The sequence below is a fragment of the Pseudomonas sp. JE3303 genome (assembly GCF_056312565.1).
Window position 1 is genome coordinate 171,996 of sequence record NZ_JBWGIF010000009.1, and the last position, 23,603, is coordinate 195,598.

A 23,603-nucleotide genomic window follows, 5' to 3' on the forward strand; every position below is an offset into this window, starting at 1 on the left:
ATAAACCCATCCAGCCCCGGTAAACACATCCGGAGCTGGACAGCAGTGTTGAAGATCTTGCAACAAAGCCCCGTGCTACACCTTGCCCGGGGTCAGCAGGACTGCGCTTACTGCTGGATTTCCTGGTCGGTGAACAGGTCAGCGAAGAGCATGCTCGACAGGTAGCGCTCGCCCGAATCCGGCAAGATGACCACCATGGTCTTGCCCTGCATCTCGGGCTTCTCGGCCAGGCGCACCGCTGCCGCCATGGCCGCGCCGCAGGAAATCCCGCAGAGAATGCCCTCCTCCTGCATGAGGCGCAACGCCATCGCCTTGGACTCTTCGTCGCTCACGGTCTCGACCTGATCCACCACCGTCAGGTCAAGGTTACCGGGCACAAAGCCCGCGCCGATGCCCTGGATCTTGTGCGGGTTGGGCTTGAGCTCGAGGCCGGCCAGGGTCTGAGTGATCAGCGGCGAAGCCTCGGGCTCGACCGCCACCGCCAGGATCGACTTGCCCTGGGTGTGCTTGATGTAGCGCGACACGCCAGTGATGGTGCCGCCAGTGCCCACGCCCGCCACCAGTACGTCCACTGCGCCGTCGGTGTCGTTCCAGATCTCGGGGCCGGTGGTCTTTTCATGAATCGCCGGGTTGGCCGGATTGTCGAACTGGCCGGGCATGAAGTACTGAGCGGTATCACTCGCGACGATCTCGGCGGCCTTCTCGATCGCGCCTTTCATGCCCTTGGCCGGATCGGTCAGCACCAGCTCGGCCCCCAGGGCCTTGAGCACCTTGCGGCGCTCCAGGCTCATCGAGGCCGGCATGGTCAGCATCAGCTTGTAGCCGCGGGCGGCGGCGACGAAGGCCAGGCCGATGCCGGTGTTGCCCGAAGTGGGCTCGACGATGGTCATGCCAGGCTTGAGCTTGCCGCTGCCTTCGGCATCCCAGATCATGTTCGCGCCAATCCGGCACTTGACCGAGTAACCAGGGTTGCGCCCTTCGATCTTGGCCAGGATGGTCACCCCGCGCGGGGCAATGCGGTTGATCTGCACCAGCGGCGTGTTGCCGATGGAATGCGCGTTGTCAGCAAAGATGCGGCTCATGACAGGGGTTCCTATTACACCGTGCGGAAAACCCAAAGGGTAAGCCTGCCGCGAGAAGTCGTCTACCCCGTCGAACTCCCCGCCGCAGACAACGGTCAACCGATCGGTCACCTGCCGGAGAACTGTCCATGAAACGCCGCTACAGCTGGCCTCTGATAGGGCTGGCAAGCCTTGTCGTCTTGCTCGTTGCGCTGCATCTGGCGCTGCCGGGACTGGTGCGCGACTACCTCAATGACAAACTCGCCGACATGGGCGATTACCGTGGCCAGGTCACCGACGTCGACCTGGCGTGGTGGCGAGGCGCGTACCAGATCAATGGCCTGGAAATCGTCAAGACCACCGGCAAGGTGCCGGTGCCGTTCGTACAGGCGCCGCTGATCGATATTTCGGTCAGCTGGCATGCACTGTGGTACGACCACGCCGTGGTGGCCGAGGTCGCGTTCGTCAAACCGGTGCTCAACTTCGTCGATGGTGGCAGCAAGCAGGCCTCCCAGACCGGTCAGGGTACGGACTGGCGCCAGCAGCTGGACAAGCTGTTGCCCGTCACCCTCAACGAAGTGCGCATCGACGACGGCACCCTGACCTTCCGCAACTTCAATTCCAAGCCCCCGGTCGACCTCAAGGCCACCGAACTGCAGGCCAGCATCCGCAACCTGACCAACGTCAAGGACGTCAAGGGCCGCCGCGATGCCAGCTTCGAAGCCACCGCCCGCATGCTGGGAGATGCCCGGGTCGAGACGCGCGCGACCTTCGACCCGTTCAGCGAGTTCGAGGATTTCGATTTCCGCCTGCGCGCCAATGGCATCCAGCTGCGTCGACTCAACGATTTCGCCAGTGCCTACGGCAAGTTCGACTTCAATGCCGGTCACGGCGACGTGGTCATCGAGGCCCAGGCCAAGGACGCCCAGCTCAGTGGCTATATCAAGCCTCTGTTGCGGGATGTGGACGTGTTCAACTGGCAGCAGGACGTCAAGGACGAGGACAAGGGGTTTTTCCGCTCGATCTGGGAAGCCGTGGTTGGCGGCACTGAAACGGTGCTGAAGAACCAGCGCAAGAACCAGTTTGCTACCCGCGTCGAACTCAGCGGCAGCGTGCATAAGAGCGACATCAGCGCCTTCGAGGCTTTCTTGCAGATTCTGCGCAATGGTTTCGTCCAGGCGTTCAGTGCGCGGTATGAGCAAGAATCACCCAAGTCCGACTGAGTCACCGGGTGACGGGTCATTCAGGGACTGAATGGCCCATGCACGTTCACAGCCGGGCAGACGCCGCGCTATAGTCCTCAATGACAATTCCAATACTCAAGGCCCCGCCCTGCGGCGCCCTTTCCAGAGGACAGGTTCATGAAGTTCGAAGGCACCCGCGACTACGTCGCCACAGACGACCTGAAACTGGCAGTCAACGCGGCGATCACCCTCGAGCGTCCCCTGCTGGTCAAAGGCGAGCCGGGGACCGGCAAGACCATGCTTGCCGAACAACTGGCCGACTCCTTCGGCGCCCGCTTGATCACCTGGCACATCAAGTCCACCACCAAGGCCCATCAGGGTCTCTACGAGTACGATGCGGTCAGCCGCCTGCGTGACTCGCAGCTGGGCGTGGACAAGGTCCACGACGTGCGCAACTACCTGAAGAAGGGCAAGCTCTGGGAAGCATTCGAGGCCGACGAACGGGTCGTCCTGCTGATCGACGAGATCGACAAGGCCGACATCGAGTTCCCCAATGACCTGCTGCAAGAGCTCGACAAGATGGAGTTCTATGTCTACGAGACCGACGAAACCATCAAGGCCAGGCATCGCCCGATCATCATCATTACCTCGAACAATGAGAAGGAGCTGCCCGATGCCTTCCTGCGCCGCTGCTTCTTCCACTACATCGCCTTTCCCGACCGCCACACGCTGCAGCAGATCGTCGACGTCCACTACCCCACCATCAAGCAGTCTCTGGTCAGCGAGGCACTGGACGTGTTCTTCGATGTCCGCAAGGTGCCGGGCCTGAAGAAAAAGCCCTCCACTTCAGAACTGGTCGACTGGCTCAAGCTGCTGATGGCCGACAACATCGGCGAAGCCGTACTGCGTGAGCGCGATCCGACCAAGGCAATCCCGCCGCTGGCCGGCGCCCTGGTGAAAAACGAACAGGACGTGCAACTGCTCGAACGCCTGGCGTTCATGAGCCGGCGCGGCAACCGCTGACGGGAGCCGGGCCATGCTGCTCAATCTGTTCAATGAAATGCGCGCGGCCAAGGTGCCGGTGTCCGTGCGCGAACTGCTCGATCTGCTCAATGCCCTGCAGCAGCGGGTCATCTTTGCCGACATGGACGAGTTCTACTACCTGGCACGCGCAATCCTGGTCAAGGACGAGCGGCACTTCGACAAATTCGACCGTGCGTTCTCGGCTTACTTCAACGGCCTTGAGCACCTGGACCGCCACCTCGAAGCCTTGATTCCCGAAGAATGGCTGCGCAAGGAATTCGAGCGGTCACTCAGTCCGGAAGAGCGCGCGCAGATCCAGTCCCTGGGTGGGCTGGACAAGCTGATCGAAGCGTTCAAGCAACGCCTGCAAGAACAGAAGGAGCGCCACGCCGGGGGCAACAAGTGGATCGGCACCGGTGGTACCAGTCCATTCGGCTCAGGCGGTTACCATCCCGAGGGGATCCGCGTCGGCGAGGCAGGACAGCGTCAGGGCAAGGCCGTGAAGGTCTGGGACCAGCGCGAATACAGGAACCTCGACGATCAGGTTGAGCTCGGCACGCGGAACATCAAGCTGGCCCTGCGCCGCCTGCGCAAGTTCGCACGCCAGGGCGCGGCCGAGGAGCTGGACATTGATGGCACCATCGACCACACCGCCCGTGATGCCGGCCTGCTCAATATCCAGATGCGCCCCGAGCGGCGCAACAGCGTCAAGTTGCTGTTGCTGTTCGACATCGGCGGTTCGATGGACGCCCACGTCAAAGTCTGTGAAGAGCTGTTCTCGGCGTGCAAGACCGAGTTCAAGCACCTTGAGTACTACTACTTCCACAACTTCGTCTACGAGTCGGTGTGGAAGAACAACCTGCGCCGCACTTCCGAACGTTTCTCGACGTTCGACCTGCTCCACAAGTACGGCGACGATTACAAAGTCATCTTCGTGGGCGACGCGGCCATGGCACCGTACGAGATCACCCAGCCCGGCGGCAGTGTCGAGCACTGGAACGAAGAGGCGGGCTATGTGTGGATGCAGCGGTTCATGGAGAAGTTCGGAAAGCTCATCTGGATCAATCCGTACCCCAAGGACACCTGGGGGTACACAGCATCGACGCATCTCGTGCAGGAGCTGGTCGAGCAGCGGATGTTTCCCCTGACGCTGCAGGGACTGGAGGACGGGATGAAATTCCTGTCGAAATAAGCGCCCCGGGGCTGGCTAGCGCCAGCTCTCCTTCACCACCTTGCGCCGTCCGCCAAGCGCGGCCCAGGCCAGCAGCATCAACACGCTCTCGATGACCAGCGCCAGCAGCAGGCCGCAGCTCAGCCCCCAGGCAACCGCTTCGGGCACCAGCAGGACCTGGTAGCTGTAGCCTTTGAGCGTTTCATCGCGCAGCTGTGTGTCCGGGGTCACCAGCACATGCCAGGTGCGCGCCAGCCAGGGGCCCTGGAGAATCCGCCATTCACGTTCGAACGTCTGGTTGCGGATCAGGATGCTCTCGATGCTGTTGGCATCGCTGTTGAACACCGGGTCGTTGCTGCTGCGGTAATGCCGCACCAGTGCCTGCAGGTCACCGTTGAAGAAGCGTTGGGCGGTCTGCTCGAAACCCTTGAGCGCTTCGCGCGATTCCAGCAGGTGCGCCTGCACGCGCTGGGTGTAGTCGGTGATCAGGCCCGGGACCTGGATGCCAGCCAGCAGCCCAAAGGTGAACAGCAGCAACCGCAGGTAACTTCTGAACATGATGCGACTTCCCTGGCTTCAGCTCTGTCCCTGGGCGACGCACTCGCCATGCCGCCACAGGGCCCATTGACCTGGCGTGTAGCGGTGCCAGGTCTCGTTTTCGGTGAGCGGCTCGGTGGCAATCACCGTGACCACGTCATTGGGGGTGGTCTCGGCCTGGAAGTCGACGATCACATCGACATCCTTGAGCCGCGCCGGACCGAATGGCGCGCGCCGGGTGATGTGCACGAGCTTGGTCGAGCAGAAGCAGAACAACCAGTCGCCATCGCTGAACAGGCAGTTGAACACACCCTTGCCGCGGTACTCCGCACAAGATTCGACCAGCACAGGGAGCAGTTGTTCGACCTCGACAGGCTCGGGAAACGCAGAACGCACGCGGTTGAGCAGATCACAGAACGCCGCTTCGCTGTCCGTGTCGCCCACCGGGCGGTAGAAGCTGACCTGCCCGTTGAGGCCGGCAAGCTGGCCGTTGTGCGCGAAGCACCAGTTCCGGCCCCAGAGTTCGCGCACGAACGGGTGGGTATTGGTCAGGCAGACCTTGCCCACGTTGGCCTGGCGAATATGCCCGATGACCACTTCGCTCTTGATCGGGTAACGCTGCACCAGGTTGGCGACCTCGGACTCGCTGCTCGCCGCCGGGTCCTGGAACAGGCGCAGGCCGCGCCCTTCATAGAATCCGATGCCCCAGCCGTCGCGGTGCGGGCCGGTACGCCCTCCCCGCTGCATCAGGCCGGTGAAGCTGAACACGATATCGGTCGGGACGTTGGCACTCATGCCCAGCAGTTCACACATGGCTTGGCTCCGACTTATAGCTTGGGCTCGACCCGGCCACGGCCGGTGGCGCCCGGCATCGCAGGTTGCGGGTCCTGATAGCGGTCGCGGTGGTCGGCGGCGAAGGGCTCGTCTGCCACCACGTCCTGGGCAGCGTCGCGGGCAGCGGCGGCCTCGGCGAGCTCGCGGCGCTCACGGGCACGCTTTTCAAGCGGCCAGCGCAGCAGTACAAAGATCAAGTACAGACCGAACGCGATCATTCCGTACATGGCAAGGTCGGACGCCGCGCGCCAGGCGTTGTTACCTACCTTGAACAGCAGGTCGAGGGCAGTGATCGCGATCGCAGGGGCGAAGCTTTCCTTGACCGGATCGATGATGGTCGGCGTCAGCAACAGTACGGCCATCACTACGCGCAGAGGTTCGCGCAACCAGCGCCACATCCAGCGGGTCAGGCGAAAGCCTACCAGCAGGCAACCCAGGGCAGCCACGGCGTACAAGCCCCAGGCCATCAAGTAATCGTTCTCGGTCATGGTGTTCGTGCAAGCCAGGCGAAGAGGCGCTTATCATAAACACTTTTGCGTGCACAGGCGCCCTTATCCAAGCCCGTGTGGCAATTCCAGCCAAGAGAGCCCCGCATGCCAGCCAACAATACCGCTCCCCATGCCCCGATCGCCCACCAGGACCCGGGGCCCGATCCCTACGCCTGGCTGCAGGCACGCGACACGCCCGAGGTGCTGGCCTACCTGCAGGCGGAGAACGCCTATCAGGAAGCGCTGCTGGCCGATCAGGCTCCCCTGCGCCAGCAGCTGTTCGAGGAGATCAAGGGCCGCATCCTCGAGACCGATCTGTCGCTGCCCTCCCCCTGGGGGCCGTGGCTGTACTACACCCGCACCACTGCGGGTGACGAATACCCCCGCCACTACCGCTGCCCACGTCCGGCCGACGATTCCAACAGCGTCGACCCGTCACGGGAGCAACTGCTGCTCGACCCCAATGCGCTGGCCAACCACGGCTTCCTCTCGCTTGGCACGTTCAGCATCAGCCAGGACCATCGCCTGCTCGCCTACAGCCTGGATACCACGGGCGACGAGGTCTACACCCTGTACGTGAAGGACCTGGCCTCTGACGCCGTCACCGAACTGCCCTTCGAGGACTGCGACGGCAGCATGACCTGGGCCAATGACAGCCAGACGCTGTTCTTCGCCGAGCTCGACGACACTCACCGCCCGTGGCGCCTGATGCGCCACCGCCTGGGCCAGGACAGCGCCGAGCAGGTGTTCGAGGAGCCCGACGGCCGGTTCTTCCTGCATTGCTACCGCACCAGCTCCGAGCGCCAGCTGGTGCTGCTGCTCAACAGCAAGACCACCAGCGAAGCCTGGGTGCTGGATGCCGAAACCCCACAGGCCGCATTCACCTGCCTGGCCCCGCGTGTCGAGGGGCACGAGTACTTCGCCGACCACGGCCAGCTCGATGGCCAATGGCGCTGGTTTATCCGCAGCAACCAGGACGGCATCAACTTCGCGCTGTTCCATGCCCCGGCTGACCTCGTGCCTTCGCGCGAGCAATGGCAGGTGCTGGTGCCACATAGCGACACCGTGATGCTCGAGGGCCTGAGCCTGAACGCCACTGCCCTCAGCCTGAGCCTGCGCGAAGGCGGCCTGCCTATCATCGAGGTCCGCCCGCAGGGCCTTGCCGCCTATCGCGTGGAGCTGCCGGACGCGGCCTACAGCCTCTATGTACAGGACAGCCTGGAATTTTCCAGCACGCGCATCCGCCTGCGCTACGAGTCGCTGAACCGTCCCGCGCAGGTCCGCCAGCTGGACCTGCACACCGGCGCCCAGCAAGTGCTCAAGCAGACCCCAGTCCTGGGTGCGTTCGATGCCGACGACTATGTCAGCCAGCGCCTGTGGACCACGGCAGGCGATGGCATCCAGGTGCCTATCAGCCTGGTACGCCGGCGCTGCGACCTGGACCGGCCTGTGCCGCTGTACCTCTACGGCTATGGTGCCTACGGAGAAAGCCTCGACCCGTGGTTCTCCCATGCCCGCCTGAGCCTGCTGGAGCGAGGCGTGGGCTTTGCCATCGCCCACGTGCGCGGTGGCGGCGAGCTGGGGGAAGCCTGGTACCGCGCGGGCAAGCAGGAGCACAAGCAGAATACGTTCGATGACTTCATCGCCTGCGCCGAGCACCTGATCGCCGAAGGCGTCACGGCTGCCGACCGCCTCGCGATCAGTGGCGGAAGCGCAGGAGGCCTGCTGATCGGCGCCGTGCTCAACCAGCGCCCGGAGCTGTTCCGCGCGGCGATCGCCGAGGTGCCCTTCGTCGATGTGCTCAACACCATGCTGGACCCGGAGCTGCCGCTGACCGTCACCGAGTATGACGAGTGGGGCAATCCGCAAGAGCCGGACGTGTACCAGCGCATCAAGGCCTACGCCCCGTACGAGAACATCAAGACCCAGGCCTATCCCGCGATGCTGGTGGTGGCGGGCTACAACGACAGCCGAGTGCAGTACTGGGAGGCGGCCAAGTGGGTGGCGCGGCTGCGCACACGCAAGACCGACGACAACCTGCTGCTGCTCAAGACCGAAATGGGCGCAGGGCATGGCGGGATGAGCGGACGCTATCAGGGGCTGCGGGATGTGGCCCTTGAGTATGCGTTTGTGTTTGGTGAGATGGGGATTGTCTGACGGCAGTCGTGGCTGATATCCAGAACCGACATCAAGGACGATCCAGCTTGGGTCTTGGCTTGGGCTGCTCATGCTGCAGACCCGGCAACGGCTGGTCACGTGGCGGCCCGGGCACGGGAATCGGAGGCAGCAGGGGCGCTCCCGGCTTGATGTCGCCGGCCCTGGGAGGAGTGACAGGGGTGATCTGCGGATAAGGCGTGGGCGTGGCAGTGCCAGGTGCGCCGGGCACTGAGCCAATGCTGCGCGGTTGCAGCTCGGCAGCGTGGGCCAGCTGCAGCCCGGCAAGCAGCAGCGCTGCAATGATTGCGAGGGGCATGCGCGGCCTCCTGTCGGATACGTCCTCACAGCCTACCTGCAACCGCGCGCTTTTGCCTGTTCGCCATGCATCACGGCGCGCTAGACTCACCGGTATAACCGTAATCAGCCAGACCAGAAAAAGGTAAATCCCATGAGTTCGGCCTCCAACGCCGCCGCTACCGCCCGCCTCGACCGCATCCTCGCCGATGCCAAGCGCGACAAGGAAATGGGCTATCGCGACAAGGCCCTGAAGATGTATCCGCACGTCTGCGGCCGCTGCGCCCGCGAGTTCGCAGGCAAGCGCCTGAGCGAGCTGACCGTGCACCATCGCGACCACAACCATGACAACAACCCGCAGGACGGCTCCAACTGGGAGCTGCTGTGCCTGTACTGCCATGACAACGAGCACTCGCGCTACACCGACCAGCAGTACTTCAGCGAGGGCTCGCTGAGCACCCCGAGCATCGCCAAGGCGACCCACAACCCGTTCGCGGGCCTGGCGGGGTTGCTCAAAAAGGATTGACTGCAATCGCGTATAATCACGTTCTTTTTTTGCGAAGGCGCATCGAACGTGGCGAACAAACGCTATAGCTGCATTGGTCTGTTCAACCCCAAGTCAGCAGAGAACGTAGGTTCGGTGATGCGCGCCGCGGGCTGTTATGGCGTCAATTCGGTGTTCTACACCGGCAAGCGCTACGAGCGCGCCCGCGACTTTGTCACCGACACCAAGCGCGTGCACTACGATATTCCGCTCATCGGGATCGACGACCTGCAACGGATCATCCCACTGGGCTGCACGCCGGTGGCCGTCGAACTGGTCGACGGTGCCCGGCCGCTGCCCGAGTACACCCATCCGGACCGCGCCATCTATATCTTCGGCCCCGAGGACGGTTCGCTCGATGCCAGCGTGCGGGCCTGGTGCGAAGAGACCATCTATATCCCGACCCAGGGCTGCATGAACCTTGCCGCCACGGTCAACGTAGTGCTGTACGATCGCTTGGCCAAGGGCCTGAACACTCGCTCCGGGCCGAAATTCAAGTAAGTCGAATGAACACTTTGGCAAGGGCGCAAGTCTGCTGATAACCATCGCCCTTACCGGAGAATCATCATGCTTGAGAAACCGACCCTCATCTCGAATCATTCGACGCCTTCGACCGAACATAATGTCCATGGCCTGGAACGTGCGGGCTCCCTTGCCGGCGGCGCGCTGATGCTCGCCAAAGGTGTGCGTCGCGGCGGCGTGGTGGGCATCTTGCAAGCGGTGGTCGGCGGTCTGGCGCTGGTGCGCGGTGTACGCGGACAATGCGCGACCAAAGCCTGGCTGCAACGTCACCGCAGCGAGTTGGACAGCCTTCGCGGCGATGTCGAGCGTGGCGCAGCCGACCTGGCCCTGCTAAAGGCCAGCGCCGACGCCGCGACACGAACCGCCACCGTCACCGGCAACACTTCGCTGACCACTCCCAAGCTCTAGCTTCTAGCGCAGCAGCTTGCTGTCGAGTACCTCGGAGCGGCGGCCCAGGACGTTTTCGCTGATCTGCACGAAATCGCTGGTGCTGACGCTCTGCAGGCGCATGAGGGCTCGGGTCACGTCGTCCAGCGAGCGCTTCTCCTGATTGTGCAGGCGGATCTCGCGGTCCAGGGCCTGCAACAGCAGTAAGCCACGGGCGATCTGTTGAGTGCTTGCCTGATCCCCGCGCAGGTGCGTCACCTTGGCTCCCTGCTTGTGCAGCCGGGCCTGCAACGCGCGGTAGCGATCCTCACTCATGCCCCCCGAGCGATACAGCAGCACTGTTGCGTAATAGTCTGCCAGGCTTTCGCTGAGCCAATCGCTACCATCCCGGTCGTGGACCTGGGCGAATTGATGCACCAGTTCACGCAGCAGTGCACTGGTGCCATTCTCGCTGATCAGCGGCCGACCGCTGTGCAGGTAGATCGAGTGATGGGCACTGCGCGCCCCGCGCCACATCTCGTCGCGCGCCCCGACCAGCAGCAGCTTGGGTGGATTACGCGGGAACACCGCCTGCAACTGCGGCCAGATGAAAGTCAGCAAGGTCAGCGTGTCCATGCGGTGCATACCCTGCCCCTGAGGCGCGGCGACGGTAACTTCGGTATCTCCCAGTCGGGCCCGCCGACTGCCGCTGTTGCCAGCGAGCATCCAGCCCGTTGGGCGGTCGAACAGGCGCGAAACGTTGTCGATGCGAAAGCGCTGCTTGCCGATCCGTGGCCACGGCGTTTCGATACTCTTCCAGCCCGCGGGCAGCTCGAAGGTCAGGCGTGATACCAGTTCGGTGCCGTCGTGCTGGTCGAGACGTGCCGGCGGGACGAGCTGGTCGCCGCGAAACAGTGCCCATTGAGGGGTGATCCGGGTCTCATACGTTCCGCCGGGCTGGCGCTGGTCAAGCTGCACTCGATAGCTCAGGCTCGTCTTGCCCGGCCCCGGTTGCCAGATGCCTCGCTGGCCCTGTTCCTTGAGCAGCCACTGGCCGTCAGACGTGAAATCGCTGTAGGCGTTGCTCTGGCCCAGATCGAAATCCAGGCTGCGCACCATGGCACCCTCAGCCAAGGTCAGCAGCACTTCGGCCTGGCCACTTTCAGGCAACAGGCGCACGTGATACTCCAGGTCGACTTTCTTGGCCCAGGCGGACATACAGGCCAGGAGCCCCAGGGCCAGCACCAGGTAGCGACGCACACGCATACACAAACTCCTTGTTGCCAATGGTTGCAACCCGGCAACCCCGGGCGGCTCAACCGGCGCGGAATATCAGATGGTCTTCCCAGTCGTCCTCGGCCACGTCGCTCTCGCTGAGCATGCGCCCCGACTGGGAGATACGCTGTTCATGCACCTGCTGGCGGTCACCGCATACCAGATGGTGCCAGCTCGGCAGGTCCTGACCCTCGCTGACCAGGCGATAACCGCAGGTAGTCGGCAGCCATCTGAACTGGTCAGCCTTGCCCGGTGTGAGCTGGATGCAGTCGGGAACATGCTTGAAGCGCCCGGGATAGTCACTGCACTGGCAGGTCTTGAGGTCGAGCAGTTTGCAGGCAATGCGCGTGTAATAGACGCTGTTGTCGTCCTCGTCCTCGAGCTTCTGCAAGCAGCACAAGCCACAGCCATCGCACAGCGACTCCCACTCTTGCGGGTCGAGTTGTTCGAGGGTCTTGCGCTTCCAGAAGGGCGCGGGGTTGGCAATCATCAAGCGGTGGTCCTGTCCGAATCGGTACGCCAAGGCGTGGCGGCGCCAGTCTAGGGCCTGTCCCCGGCCAATACCAGACCGCTTGTCAGTGTTCGCCGGAGGCAGTAGCGTGGGCCGCGATCTTTCCATTCATTCCTGCAGGAGCAACCATGAGCGCCAATCTTCGCGTCGCCGATTACGCCATCCACGAACAGTTCATCAACCGCTGGTCACCACGCGCGTTCAATGCCGAGCCGATCAGCCAGGAAACCCTGCTGAGTTTCCTCGAAGCCGCGCGCTGGGCGCCGTCGGCGTACAATTCCCAGCCCTGGCGCTTCCTGTATGCCCGCCGCGATACGCCCCAGTGGGAGCGCTACCTGGAACTGCTCAATCCCTTCAATCGCAGCTGGGCCCAGCAGGCTTCGGCGCTGGTGCTGATCATCTCGAAAACCACGTTCACCGCCCCAGGCGCGAGCGAAGAATCCCCGGCGCTGTGGCACACCTTTGATACCGGTTCCGCGTGGGGTCATCTCGCGTTGCAGGCGAGCCTGAGTGGCTGGCACACCCACGGCATGGCCGGCTTCGACCAGACCCTGGCACGCCAGGAACTTCAGATTCCCGAGGGTTATGAGCTGCATGCCATGGTGGCAATCGGCAAGCGAGGCGACAAGGCAAGCCTGGCTGAGGGACTGCAGGCGCGCGAAGTGCCCAGCCCGCGCCGCCCACTGAGCGAGCTGGCGGCTGAAGGAACGTTCACGCTGTAAGGCACCGCTGACATCCTGTCGCCGTCCCATCATGGGCGGCGGCAGATAGAACCTGGTCAAGTGTTAGGCAGCACGGCTGCGAATGCGACGCTTGCTGCGCAGTACGCCGTAGGCACCCAGCAGCGGGCCGACCGCAAGGCCGATAAGCAGGGCGGCGATCACTGGCACCGCTACCGGCACCACCGGGGCCGTCCAGCCAAACATGACGAGCCCTACGGCTTGCTGGTTCTCCAGTACGAAGAACAGCACCAGCGCGGCGAGCGCGAATACGAACAGCGCCGCGAGGACGCGCTTCAGGTTACGCATGGGTCACTCCCCCGACTTCAGGTGATTTCGTGTTCATCTTCTTCGTTGACCCGGTCGCGGAGTTCCTTGCCGGGCTTGAAATGCGGCACGAACTTGCCGTCGAGGCTGACGGACTGGCCGGTCTTTGGATTGCGCCCAACGCGAGGGGCGCGGTAATGCAGGGAAAAGCTGCCGAAACCGCGGATTTCAATGCGATCGCCGGTGGCGAGGCATTGAGACATCTGTTCAAGCATGGTCTTGATGGCCAGCTCGACGTCCTTGGACGAGAGTAGCCCTTGATGGGTGACAATACGTTCGATCAGCTCCGACTTCGTCATATTTTTCCCTTCTTTATCAAGCAGCTAGATCATTGCTCTGATTGTTTGTAGCACGCTCGGGAGGATTTGAACAGGGCGAGTCTTGACTTGATTGGAAAATTCAAGATGAAGGGTCTTGATGCTGAACGGGTTTGTGCGTGCGGATGAATGGCAAGGACGTGCAAGCGACCGGAGATGGGGATGGATACGGCGGGAAACTGCGGGCATGAAAAAGGGCGACCGAAGTCGCCCTTTTTCTTCCAATCAGAACTTAGTTCTGTTTGGCCATAGCCTGGCGCAGCAGCGCGGCCATGGTGGTGTCGGCGGCAGCTTCTGGAGCGTCTTTCAGGCTCTGGATAGCTTCGCGCTCTTCAGCATCGTCCTTCGATTTGATGGACAGGCTGATGACACGGCTCTTGCGGTCGACGCTGATGATCTTGGCTTCGATCTCTTCGCCTTCCTTCAGGACGTTACGCGCGTCTTCTACGCGGTCACGGCTGATTTCGGAAGCTTTCAGAGTGGCTTCGATGTCGTCGGCCAGGGTGATGATGGCGCCCTTGGCGTCAACTTCTTTAACGATACCTTTTACGATAGCGCCTTTGTCGTTGACAGCAACGAAGTTGGAGAACGGATCGTCTTCCAGCTGCTTGATGCCCAGGGAGATACGCTCGCGCTCTGGGTCAACCGACAGGATGACGGTTTCCAGCTCGTCGCCCTTCTTGAAGCGACGCACGGCTTCTTCGCCGGCTTCGTTCCAGGAGATGTCCGACAGGTGAACCAGACCGTCGATGCCGCCGTCCAGGCCGATGAAGATACCGAAATCGGTGATCGACTTGATGGTGCCCGAGATCTTGTCGCCCTTGTTGAACTGGCCAGAGAAGTCTTCCCATGGGTTCGACTTGCACTGCTTGATGCCCAGGGAGATACGACGACGCTCTTCGTCGATGTCCAGAACCATGACTTCCACTTCGTCGCCGACTTGTACGACTTTCGACGGGTGGATGTTCTTGTTGGTCCAGTCCATTTCGGAAACGTGCACCAGGCCTTCAACGCCTTCTTCCAGCTCAGCGAAGCAGCCGTAGTCGGTCAGGTTGGTGACGCGCGCCATGACGCGGGTGCTTTCTGGGTAACGAGCCTTGATAGCAACCCATGGATCTTCACCCAGTTGCTTCAGACCCAGCGAAACGCGGTTGCGCTCGCGATCGTACTTCAGGACCTTGACGTCGATCTCGTCACCAACGTTGACGATTTCCGACGGGTGCTTGATACGCTTCCAGGCCATGTCGGTGATGTGCAGCAGGCCATCGACGCCGCCCAGATCCACGAATGCGCCGTAGTCGGTGAGGTTCTTGACGATACCCTTGACCTGCTGGCCTTCCTGCAGCGATTCCAGCAGAGCTTCGCGCTCGGCGCTGTTTTCGGCTTCCAGGACACTGCGACGGGAAACGACAACGTTGTTGCGCTTCTGGTCCAGCTTGATGACCTTGAATTCCAGCTCTTTGCCTTCGAGGTGGGTGGTGTCGCGCACTGGGCGGACATCAACCAGCGAACCTGGCAGGAACGCACGGATACCGTTAACGTCGACAGTGAAGCCGCCTTTAACCTTACCGTTGATAACGCCCTTGACCACTTCTTCGGCGGCGAAAGCTGCTTCCAGAACAATCCAGCACTCGGCGCGCTTGGCTTTTTCACGGGACAGTTTGGTTTCGCCAAAGCCGTCTTCGACCGCGTCCAGCGCAACGTGAACTTCGTCACCGACCTTGATGGTCAGCTCGCCAGCTTCGTTGTAGAACTGCTCGAGCGGGATGACGCCCTCGGATTTCAGGCCAGCGTGAACGGTCACCCAGTCGCCGTCGATGTCGACAACGATACCGGTGATGATCGCACCAGGCTGAAGGTTGAGGGATTTCAGGCTTTCTTCAAAGAGTTCTGCAAAGCTTTCGCTCATTTTAATTCCTGTAGATTCGGGCGAAACAGACGCCCATCAGCCACATTCCAGACAATGTGGGTTTCGTTATATAAAGAAAAGCAAACAGGCCGTTGACTGGTGCCCCTGCCCGCTTTCCTGTCATCAGGCGAGATCGCGGAGTGCGATTTCGCTCTTGATGGATTGCAACACCTGCTCGATGGACAACGTAGTCGAATCCAGCACTAGCGCATCGGCCGCCGGCTTGAGCGGGGCCACTGCGCGCTGGGTGTCGCGTTCATCACGCGCACGTATCTCATCTAGCAGACTCGACAGACTAACAGCTTCGTCCTTGTCCTTCAACTGCAGGTAGCGGCGGCGTGCGCGCTCCTCCGCACTGGCAGTGAGGAAAACCTTGAGCGGCGCGTCCGGGAACACCACGGTACCCATGTCGCGGCCGTCTGCAACAAGACCTGGCGCCTCGCGAAAAGCACGCTGGCGTTGCAGCAAGGCATCGCGTACTGCCGGCAAGGAGGCGACCATCGATGCACCGGCACCGACGGTTTCGGTGCGGATGACGTGGCTGACGTCCTCGCCTTCAAGGATGATCTGTTGCAGTTTACCCGGCTCGGCGGCGATGAACTGCACGTCCAGATGGGCGGCCAGTGCCTTGAGCAGCTCTTCGTTGGTCAGGTCGACGCCGTGATTGCTGGCATTGAAGGCCAGCAGGCGGTACAGGGCGCCAGAGTCGAGCAGGCGCCAGCCAAGCTCCCGGGCGAGGATACCGGCGACGGTCCCCTTGCCAGAGCCGCTTGGACCGTCGATGGTGATGACCGGTGCTGGGGTTTTCACGACTTGTCCTCTTCGGCGACGCGGATGCCGACTTCGGCGCACAGGGCAAGGAAGTTGGGGAACGAGGTGGCGACGTTGGCGCAGTCATGGATGCGGATGGGCGCGCTGGCACGCAGCGAGGCAACGCTGAAGGCCATGGCGATGCGGTGGTCGCCGTGGCCGTGCACTTCGCCGCCGCCGATCTGGCCGCCGTCGATGATGATGCCATCAGGCGTCGGCTCGCACGTGACACCCAGGGCGATAAGGCCGTCGGCCATGACCTGGATGCGGTCCGACTCCTTGACGCGCAGCTCTTCGGCACCGCGCAGGATGGTGCGGCCTTCGGCGCAGGCGGCGGCAACGAACAGCACAGGGAATTCGTCGATGGCCAGCGGAACGAGGTTCTCGGGAATCTCGATACCTTTGAGGCGAGCCCCGCGCACACGCAGGTCAGCCACCGGTTCGCCGCCGACTTCGCGCTGGTTTTCCAGGGTGATGTCGCCGCCCATCAGGCGCAGGATGTCGATCACGCCGGTACGGGTCGGGTTGATGCCGACGTGCTCGAGCACCAGCTCCGAGCCCTGGGCGATGGAGGCTGCCACCAGGAAGAATGCCGCCGAGGAAATGTCGGCAGGGACTTCGATGCGGGTAGCGGTGAGCTTGCCGCCGGACTGCAGCGAGGCAACCGGGCCGCTCGTGTCGACCGGATAACCGAAACCGCGCAGCATGCGCTCGGTGTGGTCGCGGGTCGGGGCAGGCTCGGTGACGGTAGTCTTGCCTTCGGCGTAGAGGCCAGCCAGCAGCAGGCAGGATTTGACCTGGGCACTGGCCATGGGCAGCGTATAGGTCAGGGCCTTGAGCTTGCTGCCGCCACGGATGGTCATGGGCGGGCGACCTTCAGGCCCGGTCTCGATGACCGCGCCCATCTCGCGCAGCGGATTGGCGACGCGGTTCATCGGGCGCTTGGACAGCGAGGCGTCGCCGGTCATGGTCACGTCGAAAGGCTGTGCGGCGAGCAGACCCGAGAGCAGGCGCATGGAGGTACCCGAGTTACCGAGATAGATCGGGCCAGGCGGCGGCTTGAGGCCATTGAGGCCTACGCCGTGGATCGTCACGCGGCCGTGGTGCGGGCCTTCGATGACCACGCCCATGTCGCGGAAGGCCTGCAAGGTCGCCAGGGCGTCCTCGCCTTCGAGGAAGCCTTCGACTTCGGTAGTGCCTTCGGCCAGGGAGCCCAGCATGATCGAGCGGTGCGAGATCGATTTGTCGCCGGGTACGCGAATGCGTCCGGACAGTTGGCCACCAGGTTGTGCCAGGAAAATCAGGTCGTTGGAGTTCATAGCGTCCACATAGGCCCGGCGGGCCAGGATTTTACTGAAATGCTCGCGGGCAACCCGAGCGCGGGTGAATACACCCAGCAACTGGTGCCCATCCCCTGCATCGACCGCGTCGCGCAAGGCGTCGAGGTCGCTGCGAAATGTATCCAGTGTGCGCAGGACGGCCTCGCGATTGGCGAGGAAGATGTCGTGCCACATGACAGGGTCGCTGCCAGCGATTCTCGTGAAATCGCGGAACCCACCGGCAGCGTACCGGAAGATCTCGAGGTTTTCATTGCGCTTGGCCAAAGAGTCGACCAGACCGAAGGCCAGCAGGTGCGGCAAGTGGCTGGTCGCGGCCAGGACTTCGTCGTGGCGCTCGACCGCCATGTGCTCGACGTCGGCGTCCAGAGCACGCCACAGGCGGTCGACCAGGGCCAGGGCCTGGGGGTCGGTCTCGGGCAGCGGGGTGAGGATGACCTTGTGACGGCGGAACAGGGCCGCGTTGGAGGCCTCTACCCCGCTCTGCTCGGAGCCTGCGATCGGATGACCGGGGACGAAGCGTGAAAGATCCTCAAGGAACACTGCCCGTGCCGCGCGGGTGACATTGCCCTTGGCGCTGCCGACGTCAGTGATGACGGCGCTGCCCAGGTCGAGTGCCGCCAAATGACCGAGCAGCTTTTCCATGGCCAGGATCGGCACGGCGAGCTGGATCACGTCGGCGCCCACGCAGGCGGCGGCAAGGTCTTCTTCACAGCGGTCGACCACGCCGAGGGACACGGCGAGCTTGCGGGACTGGGCGTCGAGGTCGACGCCCACTACTTCGCGGCACAGGCCGCTTTCGCGCATGCCCTTGGCGAAGGAGCCGCCAATGAGCCCCAGGCCCACGACGACGAGGCGGCCGATGACCGGGGGCAATCTGTCTGTTACATCAAGCACGAGCGCGAACCCTGTTGTAGATGGCAGTGCTGCCGGGGAAGTTGCTGTCTTGCTCTGCAAGGGCACACCTGCATCAAGCTCAGAGCACCGCTTTGGGATACGAGCCCAACACTTTCAACGCCACGGCTTCCTGGCTGATCTGATCCAGCACGGCCTTGATCAGCGGATCGCGGTGGTGACCGACGAAATCGATGAAGAAGACGTAGGTCCACTTGCCACTGCGCGACGGGCGGGTCTCGATGCGGGTGAGGTCGATGCCATTGGCATGGAACGGCACGAGCAATTCGTGCAGTGCGCCAGGCTTGTTGCTCATCGACACGATGATCGAGGTCTTGTCGTCACCCGTCGGCGGGACTTCCTGGCTACCGATCATGAGGAAGCGCGTGGAGTTGTCCGGCCGGTCCTCGATCTTTTCGGCAAGGCGGGTCAGGCCGTAGAGCTTGGCCGCCATGTCACCGGCAATCGCCGCGGAATTCCACTCGCCCTTGACGCGCTTGGCCGCTTCGGCGTTGCTCGAGACCGCGATGCGCTCGACGTTCGGATAGTGCGCGTCCAGCCACTTGCGGCACTGGGCCAGCGACTGGGCGTGGGAGTAGATGCGGGTGATGCTGTTGGTCTTGGTGCTCTCGCCCACCAGCAGATGATGGTGGATGCGCAGCTCGACTTCGCCGCAGATCACCATGTCGTGCTCGAGGAAGCTGTCCAGGGTATGGCTGACCGCGCCTTCGGTGGAGTTCTCGACGGGCACCACGCCGAAGTTGACGGCTCCGGCCGCCACTTCGCGGAACACTTCGTCGATCGCCGCCATCGGCAGGCTGATCACCGCATGGCCGAAATGCTTCATCGCCGCGGCCTGGGTGAAAGTCCCCTCAGGGCCGAGGTAGGCAACCTTGAGCGGCTCTTCGAGGGCCAGGCAGGAGGACATGATTTCGCGGAAAAGCCGGGCCATCTCTTCGTTGCCGAGGGGACCTGGGTTGCGCTCCATCACCCGCTTGAGCACCTGGGCTTCGCGTTCGGGGCGGTAGAAGACTGGCTTTTCGCCGGCAGGCAGGGACGCAGTCTTGACCCGGGCAACTTCCTGGGCACAGCGGGCACGGTCGCTGATCAGCTCGAGGATCTTCTCGTCGAGGCTGTCGATGCGCACGCGCAGTGCCTTGAGCTCGTGTTCGGACATCAACCGTGCTCCTTCTCGAATTCGGCCATGTAGGCGACCAGGGCTTCCACCGCGTCCATGCCCAGGGCGTTGTAGATGGAGGCACGCATGCCGCCAACCGAACGATGACCCTTGAGGTTGAGCAGGTCGCGGGCGTCCGCGCCGGCCAGGAAGGCCTTGTCGAGGCGCTCGTCAGCCAGGCGGAAAGGCACGTTCATCCACGAACGGGCGTTGACGCTGATCGGGTTGGTGTAGAACCCACTGTTATCGATAAAGCCGTACAGCCGCTCTTTCTTGGCGCGGTTGCGCTGCTCCATCGCCTCGACGCCGCCCTGCTCCTTGACCCATTCGAACACCAGGCCAGAGAGGTACCAGGAATAGGTGGCGGGCGTGTTGTACATCGAGCCGTTGTCGGCGGCGACCTTGTAGTCGAGCATGGTCGGGCAGCTGCTGCGGGCGCGGCCCAGCAGGTCTTCACGCACGATCACCACGACCAGGCCGCTTGGACCGATGTTCTTTTGCGCACCGGCGTAGATCATGCCGTAGTCGCCGACGTTGATCGGGCGCGAGAGGATGTCTGACGACATGTCGACCACCAGCGGAACGTCGCCGGTCTGCGGCACCCAGTCAAACTGCAGTCCACCGATGGTTTCGTTGGAGGCATAGTGGACGTAGGCGGCGTCGGCGGTCAGGTTCCACTCGTTCTGGCCCGGGATGGCGAGGTAATCGAGAGGCTTGGCGCTGGCGGCGACGTTGACGTTGCCGAAGCGGCGGGCTTCTTCGATGGCCTTCTTCGACCAGATGCCGGTCTCGATGTAGTCGGCGGTACCGCCCTCAGGCAGCAGGTTGAGCGGGATCTCGGCAAACTGCTGGCTGGCGCCACCCTGCAGGAACAGCACTTTATAGTTGGACGGGACGGACAGCAGGTCGCGCAGGTCTTGTTCGGCCTTTTCGGCGATGGCCACGTAGTCGTCGCTGCGGTGGCTCATCTCCATCACCGACAGGCCTTTGCCGTGCCAGTCCAGCATCTCGGCCTGGGCACGCTGCAGGACAGCGCCGGGAAGCGCAGCAGGGCCTGCGCAGAAGTTAAAGGCTCGTTTGCTCACATCCACTCTCGCTCTGCTCTAGGAAGTCAACGGGGCGGCCATGGCCGCCCCGTCCGGGTTGTTGCGCTGTTATTCCTGGGGTGCCTCTTCGTCGGCACCCGCGTCGTCAGCCGCCACGTCGGCCACTTCGCCCGCTTCGGCCACGACGCCCTCCTCGCCCTCCTCGATGAGGTCGTCGCCGACTTCCTCGGATGGGTCCTGGACACGCTCGAGACCTACCAGCGTCTCGTCGGTGGCCAGCTTGATCAGCGTCACGCCCTGGGTATTGCGACCCAGGCTCGAGACCTCGCCGACACGGGTACGCACCAGCGTGCCCTGGTCGGAAATCAGCATGATCTCTTCGCCTTCCTGCACCTGGATCGCGCCGATCAGCATGCCGTTGCGACCCTTGGTGCCCATGGCGATAACGCCCTGGCCGCCACGTCCGCGACGCGGGAACTTGGACAGCGGGGTACGCTTGCCGAAGCCGCGCTCGGAGGCCGTGAGGATCTGCGCGCCAGACTCGGGGATCAGCATCGAGATGAGACGCTGGCCCTTGCCCAGTTTCATGCCGCGTACGCCGCGGGCGTTACGGCCCATCTGGCGGACGACGCTCTCGGCGAAGCGAATGACCTTGCCGGCGGTCGAGAACATCATGACTTCCTTGGCACCGTCGGTGATGGCCGCGGCGATCAGGGTGTCACCTTCCTTGAGCTTCAAGGCGATCAGGCCGCTGGTGCGAGGACGGGCGAACTGCGACAGCGGGGTCTTCTTGACGGTACCGGAGGCAGTGGCCATGAAGATGAAGGCACCGGTCGGCTCGGCGACCAGCTCGGGCGTGTCGCCCTCTTCCTCTTCGATTTCCTCGGGCTCGACGATCTCGCCTTCGATCACCGAGTCATCGGTCTCGTCCAGGTCTTCTTCGGCGCCAATGCTCTGCTGCAGGGCCTCGAGGTCGATCTGCAGCATGGTGGTGATGTATTCACCCTCCTCCAGCGGCAGCAGGTTGACCAGGGGGCGGCCGCGCGCGGCACGGGAAGCCTCGGGGATTTCGTAGGTCTTGAGCCAGTACACCTTGCCTCGGCTGGAGAACAGCAGCAGCGTGGCGTGGCTGTTGGCAACCAGCAGGTGCGAGATGTAGTCCTCGTCCTTGACGCCGGTCGCCGACTTGCCCTTGCCGCCACGGCGCTGGGCCTGGTACGACGACAGTGGCTGGGTCTTGGCATAGCCGCCGTGGGAGATGGTCACCACGCGCTCTTCTTCCGGGATCATGTCACCCAGGGTCAGGTCGAGACGCGCGTCGAGGATCTCGGTGCGGCGCACGTCGCCGTACTCGGCGCGGATGGCCTCGAGCTCTTCGCGGATCACTTCCATCAGGCGCTCGGCGCTGCCCAGGATGCGGATCAGCTCGCCGATCTGGTTGAGGATCTCCTGGTACTCGGCCAGCAGCTTCTCGTGCTCCAGGCCGGTCAGGCGGTGCAGGCGCAGGTCAAGGATGGCCTGGGCCTGCTCCGGCGACAGGAAGTACTTGCCATCGCGCATGCCGTATTGCGGGTCGAGGTTTTCCGGACGGCAGGCATCGGCGCCGGCGCGCTCGACCATGACTTCCACCGCGCTGGATTCCCAGGCGGTGCTGGTCAGGGCGATCTTGGCCTCGGACGGCGTCGGCGATGCCTTGATCAGGGCGATGACCGGGTCGATGTTCGACAGGGCAACGGCCTGGCCTTCGAGGATGTGACCACGCTCGCGCGCCTTGCGAAGCTCGAACACCGTGCGACGGGTGACGACTTCGCGGCGGTGGCGCACGAAGGCCTCAAGCAGGTCCTTGAGGTTGAGCAGGCGCGGACGGCCGTCGATCAGCGCGACGATGTTGATGCCGAACACGGCTTGCAGCTGGGTCTGGGCGTAGAGGTTGTTGAGCACGACCTCCGGCACCTCGCCACGGCGCAGCTCGATGACCACGCGCATGCCGTCCTTGTCGGACTCATCGCGCAGCTCGGTAATGCCTTCGATTTTCTTTTCCTTCACCAGCTCGGCGATCTTTTCGATCAGACGTGCCTTGTTCAGCTGGTAAGGAAGCTCAGTGATGACGATCTGCTGGCGGCCGCCGACCTTGTCGATGTCCTCGATCTCGGAGCGGGCTCGCATGTAGATGCGGCCACGGCCGGTGCGGTAGGCCTCGATGATGCCTTGGCGGCCGTTGATCAGCGCTGCGGTCGGGAAGTCCGGGCCCGGGATGAACTGCATCAGCTCGTCGACCGTGACCTCAGGGTTATCGATCAGCGCCAGGCAGCCGTCGATGACTTCACCCAGGTTGTGCGGCGGGATGTTGGTCGCCATGCCCACGGCGATACCGCTGGAACCGTTGACCAGCAGGTTGGGGATGCGCGTTGGCATCACCGCCGGGATCAGCTCGGTGCCGTCGTAGTTGGGCACCCAGTCGACGGTTTCCTTGTGCAGGTCGGCCAGCAGCTCGTGGGCCAGCTTGGTCATGCGCACTTCGGTATAACGCATCGCCGCGGCGTTGTCGCCGTCGACCGAACCGAAGTTGCCCTGGCCGTCGACGAGCAGGTAGCGCAGCGAGAATGGCTGGGCCATGCGCACGATGGTGTCGTACACGGCAGTGTCGCCGTGCGGGTGGTACTTACCGATGACGTCACCGACCACACGGGCGGACTTCTTGTACGGTTTGTTCCAGTCGTTGCCCAGTTCGCTCATCGCATAGAGAACGCGGCGATGCACGGGCTTCAAGCCATCACGTGCATCAGGCAGCGCACGCCCGACAATGACGCTCATCGCGTAGTCGAGGTAGGACTGTCTCAGTTCGTCTTCGATATTGACCGGGAGGATTTCTTTGGCCAGTTCGCCCATGAGAAGCCTGATTCCTTTTTCTGGTGAAACTTCGTTACATCCATAGGGGGGCGAACGAAGCTCGCCGCCGCAGCGCTTGGCCATGCGACGACTTACGACAAATCAACGAGTTGAGGCATGGATCTGCGCAAAGAAGGCCGCCTGTATGGGCGACCTTGGAAACCGTCGGATGTTACCACAAAGGCTGGGCGCTTGGGAGGGTGGGGATGTC

Annotated in this window: 23 protein-coding genes; 8 read left to right on the plus strand and 15 right to left on the minus strand. The window is 63.0% G+C overall.

All coding sequences use genetic code 11. The features are described 5' to 3' along the window. Positions 1 to 107 precede the first annotated feature (107 nt). Positions 108 to 1,082 (minus strand): cysteine synthase A, encoded by a 975-nt coding sequence (cysK, locus tag AC0ZZU_RS14740; RefSeq protein WP_476341657.1) that lies wholly within the window; start codon positions 1,080 to 1,082, stop codon positions 108 to 110. 128 nt (positions 1,083 to 1,210) lie between these two features. Here cysK and AC0ZZU_RS14745 point away from each other — a divergent pair, with 128 nt between their 5' ends. From AC0ZZU_RS14745 to AC0ZZU_RS14755, 3 genes are all read left to right on the plus strand, one after another. Further along, on the plus strand, positions 1,211 to 2,284 hold the full coding sequence (locus tag AC0ZZU_RS14745) for an AsmA family protein (protein WP_476341658.1): 1,074 nt from the start codon (positions 1,211 to 1,213) through the stop codon (positions 2,282 to 2,284). A gap of 138 nt (positions 2,285 to 2,422) precedes the next feature. Beyond that, the gene (locus tag AC0ZZU_RS14750) at positions 2,423 to 3,268 is read left to right on the plus strand and encodes an AAA family ATPase (RefSeq protein WP_476341660.1); all 846 of its coding nucleotides are present in this window, start codon (positions 2,423 to 2,425) and stop codon (positions 3,266 to 3,268) included. 13 nt (positions 3,269 to 3,281) lie between these two features. Continuing rightward, a complete protein-coding gene (locus tag AC0ZZU_RS14755; protein WP_476341661.1) occupies positions 3,282 to 4,460 on the plus strand; it encodes a vWA domain-containing protein in 1,179 nt (392 codons plus the stop codon). Between the two features lie 15 nt (positions 4,461 to 4,475). Here the strand turns inward: AC0ZZU_RS14755 and AC0ZZU_RS14760 are convergent, their stop codons facing one another. Genes AC0ZZU_RS14760 through AC0ZZU_RS14770 form a run of 3 tightly spaced genes read right to left on the minus strand, consistent with a single transcriptional unit; the run spans position 4,476 to position 6,298 of the window. Then, on the minus strand, positions 4,476 to 4,997 hold the full coding sequence (locus tag AC0ZZU_RS14760) for a DUF2937 family protein (RefSeq protein WP_476341663.1): 522 nt from the start codon (positions 4,995 to 4,997) through the stop codon (positions 4,476 to 4,478). A gap of 18 nt (positions 4,998 to 5,015) precedes the next feature. Beyond that, the gene (locus AC0ZZU_RS14765) at positions 5,016 to 5,789 is read right to left on the minus strand and encodes a class II glutamine amidotransferase (RefSeq protein WP_476341665.1); all 774 of its coding nucleotides are present in this window, start codon (positions 5,787 to 5,789) and stop codon (positions 5,016 to 5,018) included. A gap of 14 nt (positions 5,790 to 5,803) precedes the next feature. Then, entirely contained in the window at positions 5,804 to 6,298 is a 495-nt protein-coding gene (locus tag AC0ZZU_RS14770) for an MFS transporter (RefSeq protein ID WP_476341667.1), read from the minus strand. Positions 6,299 to 6,403: 105 nt separating this feature from the next. Between AC0ZZU_RS14770 and AC0ZZU_RS14775 the strand changes: the two genes are divergently transcribed. Continuing rightward, positions 6,404 to 8,455 (plus strand): S9 family peptidase, encoded by a 2,052-nt coding sequence (locus tag AC0ZZU_RS14775; protein ID WP_476341669.1) that lies wholly within the window; start codon positions 6,404 to 6,406, stop codon positions 8,453 to 8,455. Positions 8,456 to 8,486: 31 nt separating this feature from the next. On the opposite strand, the gene AC0ZZU_RS14780 is transcribed toward AC0ZZU_RS14775, so the two are convergent. After that, complete coding sequence (locus tag AC0ZZU_RS14780; protein ID WP_476341671.1) at positions 8,487 to 8,771, minus strand: hypothetical protein; 285 nt, start codon at positions 8,769 to 8,771, stop codon at positions 8,487 to 8,489. A 132-nt stretch (positions 8,772 to 8,903) separates the two neighbouring features. Between AC0ZZU_RS14780 and AC0ZZU_RS14785 the strand changes: the two genes are divergently transcribed. From AC0ZZU_RS14785 to AC0ZZU_RS14795, 3 genes are all read left to right on the plus strand, one after another. Then, a complete protein-coding gene (locus AC0ZZU_RS14785; protein ID WP_476341673.1) occupies positions 8,904 to 9,275 on the plus strand; it encodes a YajD family HNH nuclease in 372 nt (123 codons plus the stop codon). A 48-nt stretch (positions 9,276 to 9,323) separates the two neighbouring features. Further along, complete coding sequence (locus AC0ZZU_RS14790; RefSeq protein WP_158460164.1) at positions 9,324 to 9,794, plus strand: RNA methyltransferase; 471 nt, start codon at positions 9,324 to 9,326, stop codon at positions 9,792 to 9,794. A 66-nt stretch (positions 9,795 to 9,860) separates the two neighbouring features. Beyond that, positions 9,861 to 10,223, plus strand: a complete 363-nt coding sequence (locus AC0ZZU_RS14795; protein ID WP_476341674.1) for a DUF2892 domain-containing protein — start codon at positions 9,861 to 9,863, stop codon at positions 10,221 to 10,223. A 3-nt stretch (positions 10,224 to 10,226) separates the two neighbouring features. Here AC0ZZU_RS14795 and AC0ZZU_RS14800 read toward each other — a convergent pair whose 3' ends face one another. Then, positions 10,227 to 11,441 (minus strand): hypothetical protein, encoded by a 1,215-nt coding sequence (locus AC0ZZU_RS14800; RefSeq protein ID WP_476341790.1) that lies wholly within the window; start codon positions 11,439 to 11,441, stop codon positions 10,227 to 10,229. 55 nt (positions 11,442 to 11,496) lie between these two features. Then, positions 11,497 to 11,946: a YcgN family cysteine cluster protein gene (locus AC0ZZU_RS14805; protein WP_476341676.1), complete on the minus strand. Its 450-nt coding sequence runs from the start codon at positions 11,944 to 11,946 to the stop codon at positions 11,497 to 11,499. 149 nt (positions 11,947 to 12,095) lie between these two features. Between AC0ZZU_RS14805 and AC0ZZU_RS14810 the strand changes: the two genes are divergently transcribed. Then, a complete protein-coding gene (locus tag AC0ZZU_RS14810; protein WP_476341678.1) occupies positions 12,096 to 12,689 on the plus strand; it encodes a nitroreductase family protein in 594 nt (197 codons plus the stop codon). 63 nt (positions 12,690 to 12,752) lie between these two features. Here AC0ZZU_RS14810 and AC0ZZU_RS14815 read toward each other — a convergent pair whose 3' ends face one another. The 8 genes from AC0ZZU_RS14815 to gyrA form a co-directional block, all read right to left on the minus strand. Then, entirely contained in the window at positions 12,753 to 12,995 is a 243-nt protein-coding gene (locus AC0ZZU_RS14815; RefSeq protein ID WP_476341679.1) for a DUF1049 domain-containing protein, read from the minus strand. A 17-nt stretch (positions 12,996 to 13,012) separates the two neighbouring features. After that, the gene (gene ihfB, locus AC0ZZU_RS14820) at positions 13,013 to 13,312 is read right to left on the minus strand and encodes an integration host factor subunit beta (protein ID WP_158460159.1); all 300 of its coding nucleotides are present in this window, start codon (positions 13,310 to 13,312) and stop codon (positions 13,013 to 13,015) included. Between the two features lie 250 nt (positions 13,313 to 13,562). Next, positions 13,563 to 15,239 (minus strand): 30S ribosomal protein S1, encoded by a 1,677-nt coding sequence (gene rpsA / locus AC0ZZU_RS14825; protein WP_158460158.1) that lies wholly within the window; start codon positions 15,237 to 15,239, stop codon positions 13,563 to 13,565. A 123-nt stretch (positions 15,240 to 15,362) separates the two neighbouring features. Continuing rightward, positions 15,363 to 16,049 carry a (d)CMP kinase gene (gene cmk, locus AC0ZZU_RS14830; RefSeq protein WP_476341680.1) on the minus strand — a complete coding sequence of 229 codons (687 nt, stop codon included), beginning with the start codon at positions 16,047 to 16,049 and terminating at the stop codon, positions 15,363 to 15,365. Further along, positions 16,046 to 18,283, minus strand: coding sequence for a bifunctional prephenate dehydrogenase/3-phosphoshikimate 1-carboxyvinyltransferase (locus AC0ZZU_RS14835; RefSeq protein ID WP_476341681.1), 2,238 nt, complete (start codon positions 18,281 to 18,283; stop codon positions 16,046 to 16,048). Before AC0ZZU_RS14835 ends, cmk begins: the two co-directional genes overlap by 4 nt. Before the next feature lie 79 nt (positions 18,284 to 18,362). Then, entirely contained in the window at positions 18,363 to 19,457 is a 1,095-nt protein-coding gene (pheA, locus tag AC0ZZU_RS14840; protein WP_476341682.1) for a prephenate dehydratase, read from the minus strand. Next, complete coding sequence (gene serC, locus AC0ZZU_RS14845) at positions 19,457 to 20,542, minus strand: 3-phosphoserine/phosphohydroxythreonine transaminase (RefSeq protein WP_476341683.1); 1,086 nt, start codon at positions 20,540 to 20,542, stop codon at positions 19,457 to 19,459. The genes pheA and serC overlap by 1 nt, the downstream gene beginning before the upstream one ends. A 69-nt stretch (positions 20,543 to 20,611) precedes the next feature. Further along, a complete protein-coding gene (gyrA, locus tag AC0ZZU_RS14850) occupies positions 20,612 to 23,392 on the minus strand; it encodes a DNA gyrase subunit A (RefSeq protein WP_476341684.1) in 2,781 nt (926 codons plus the stop codon). Between the last annotated feature and the right edge of the window lie 211 nt (positions 23,393 to 23,603).

Excerpts from the sequence above, each read along its gene's own strand:
- cysK (WP_476341657.1), bottom strand. The coding sequence starts at position 1,082 with ATGAGCCGCATCTTTGCTGACAACGCGCATTCCATCGGCAACACGCCG.
- AC0ZZU_RS14745 (WP_476341658.1), top strand. The coding sequence starts at position 1,211 with ATGAAACGCCGCTACAGCTGGCCTCTGATAGGGCTGGCAAGCCTTGTC.
- AC0ZZU_RS14750 (WP_476341660.1), top strand. The coding sequence starts at position 2,423 with ATGAAGTTCGAAGGCACCCGCGACTACGTCGCCACAGACGACCTGAAA.
- AC0ZZU_RS14755 (WP_476341661.1), top strand. The coding sequence starts at position 3,282 with ATGCTGCTCAATCTGTTCAATGAAATGCGCGCGGCCAAGGTGCCGGTG.
- AC0ZZU_RS14760 (WP_476341663.1), bottom strand. The coding sequence starts at position 4,997 with ATGTTCAGAAGTTACCTGCGGTTGCTGCTGTTCACCTTTGGGCTGCTG.
- AC0ZZU_RS14765 (WP_476341665.1), bottom strand. The coding sequence starts at position 5,789 with ATGTGTGAACTGCTGGGCATGAGTGCCAACGTCCCGACCGATATCGTG.
- AC0ZZU_RS14770 (WP_476341667.1), bottom strand. The coding sequence starts at position 6,298 with ATGACCGAGAACGATTACTTGATGGCCTGGGGCTTGTACGCCGTGGCT.
- AC0ZZU_RS14775 (WP_476341669.1), top strand. The coding sequence starts at position 6,404 with ATGCCAGCCAACAATACCGCTCCCCATGCCCCGATCGCCCACCAGGAC.
- AC0ZZU_RS14780 (WP_476341671.1), bottom strand. The coding sequence starts at position 8,771 with ATGCCCCTCGCAATCATTGCAGCGCTGCTGCTTGCCGGGCTGCAGCTG.
- AC0ZZU_RS14785 (WP_476341673.1), top strand. The coding sequence starts at position 8,904 with ATGAGTTCGGCCTCCAACGCCGCCGCTACCGCCCGCCTCGACCGCATC.
- AC0ZZU_RS14795 (WP_476341674.1), top strand. The coding sequence starts at position 9,861 with ATGCTTGAGAAACCGACCCTCATCTCGAATCATTCGACGCCTTCGACC.
- AC0ZZU_RS14805 (WP_476341676.1), bottom strand. The coding sequence starts at position 11,946 with ATGATTGCCAACCCCGCGCCCTTCTGGAAGCGCAAGACCCTCGAACAA.
- AC0ZZU_RS14810 (WP_476341678.1), top strand. The coding sequence starts at position 12,096 with ATGAGCGCCAATCTTCGCGTCGCCGATTACGCCATCCACGAACAGTTC.
- AC0ZZU_RS14815 (WP_476341679.1), bottom strand. The coding sequence starts at position 12,995 with ATGCGTAACCTGAAGCGCGTCCTCGCGGCGCTGTTCGTATTCGCGCTC.
- ihfB (WP_158460159.1), bottom strand. The coding sequence starts at position 13,312 with ATGACGAAGTCGGAGCTGATCGAACGTATTGTCACCCATCAAGGGCTA.
- rpsA (WP_158460158.1), bottom strand. The coding sequence starts at position 15,239 with ATGAGCGAAAGCTTTGCAGAACTCTTTGAAGAAAGCCTGAAATCCCTC.
- pheA (WP_476341682.1), bottom strand. The coding sequence starts at position 19,457 with ATGTCCGAACACGAGCTCAAGGCACTGCGCGTGCGCATCGACAGCCTC.
- gyrA (WP_476341684.1), bottom strand. The coding sequence starts at position 23,392 with ATGGGCGAACTGGCCAAAGAAATCCTCCCGGTCAATATCGAAGACGAA.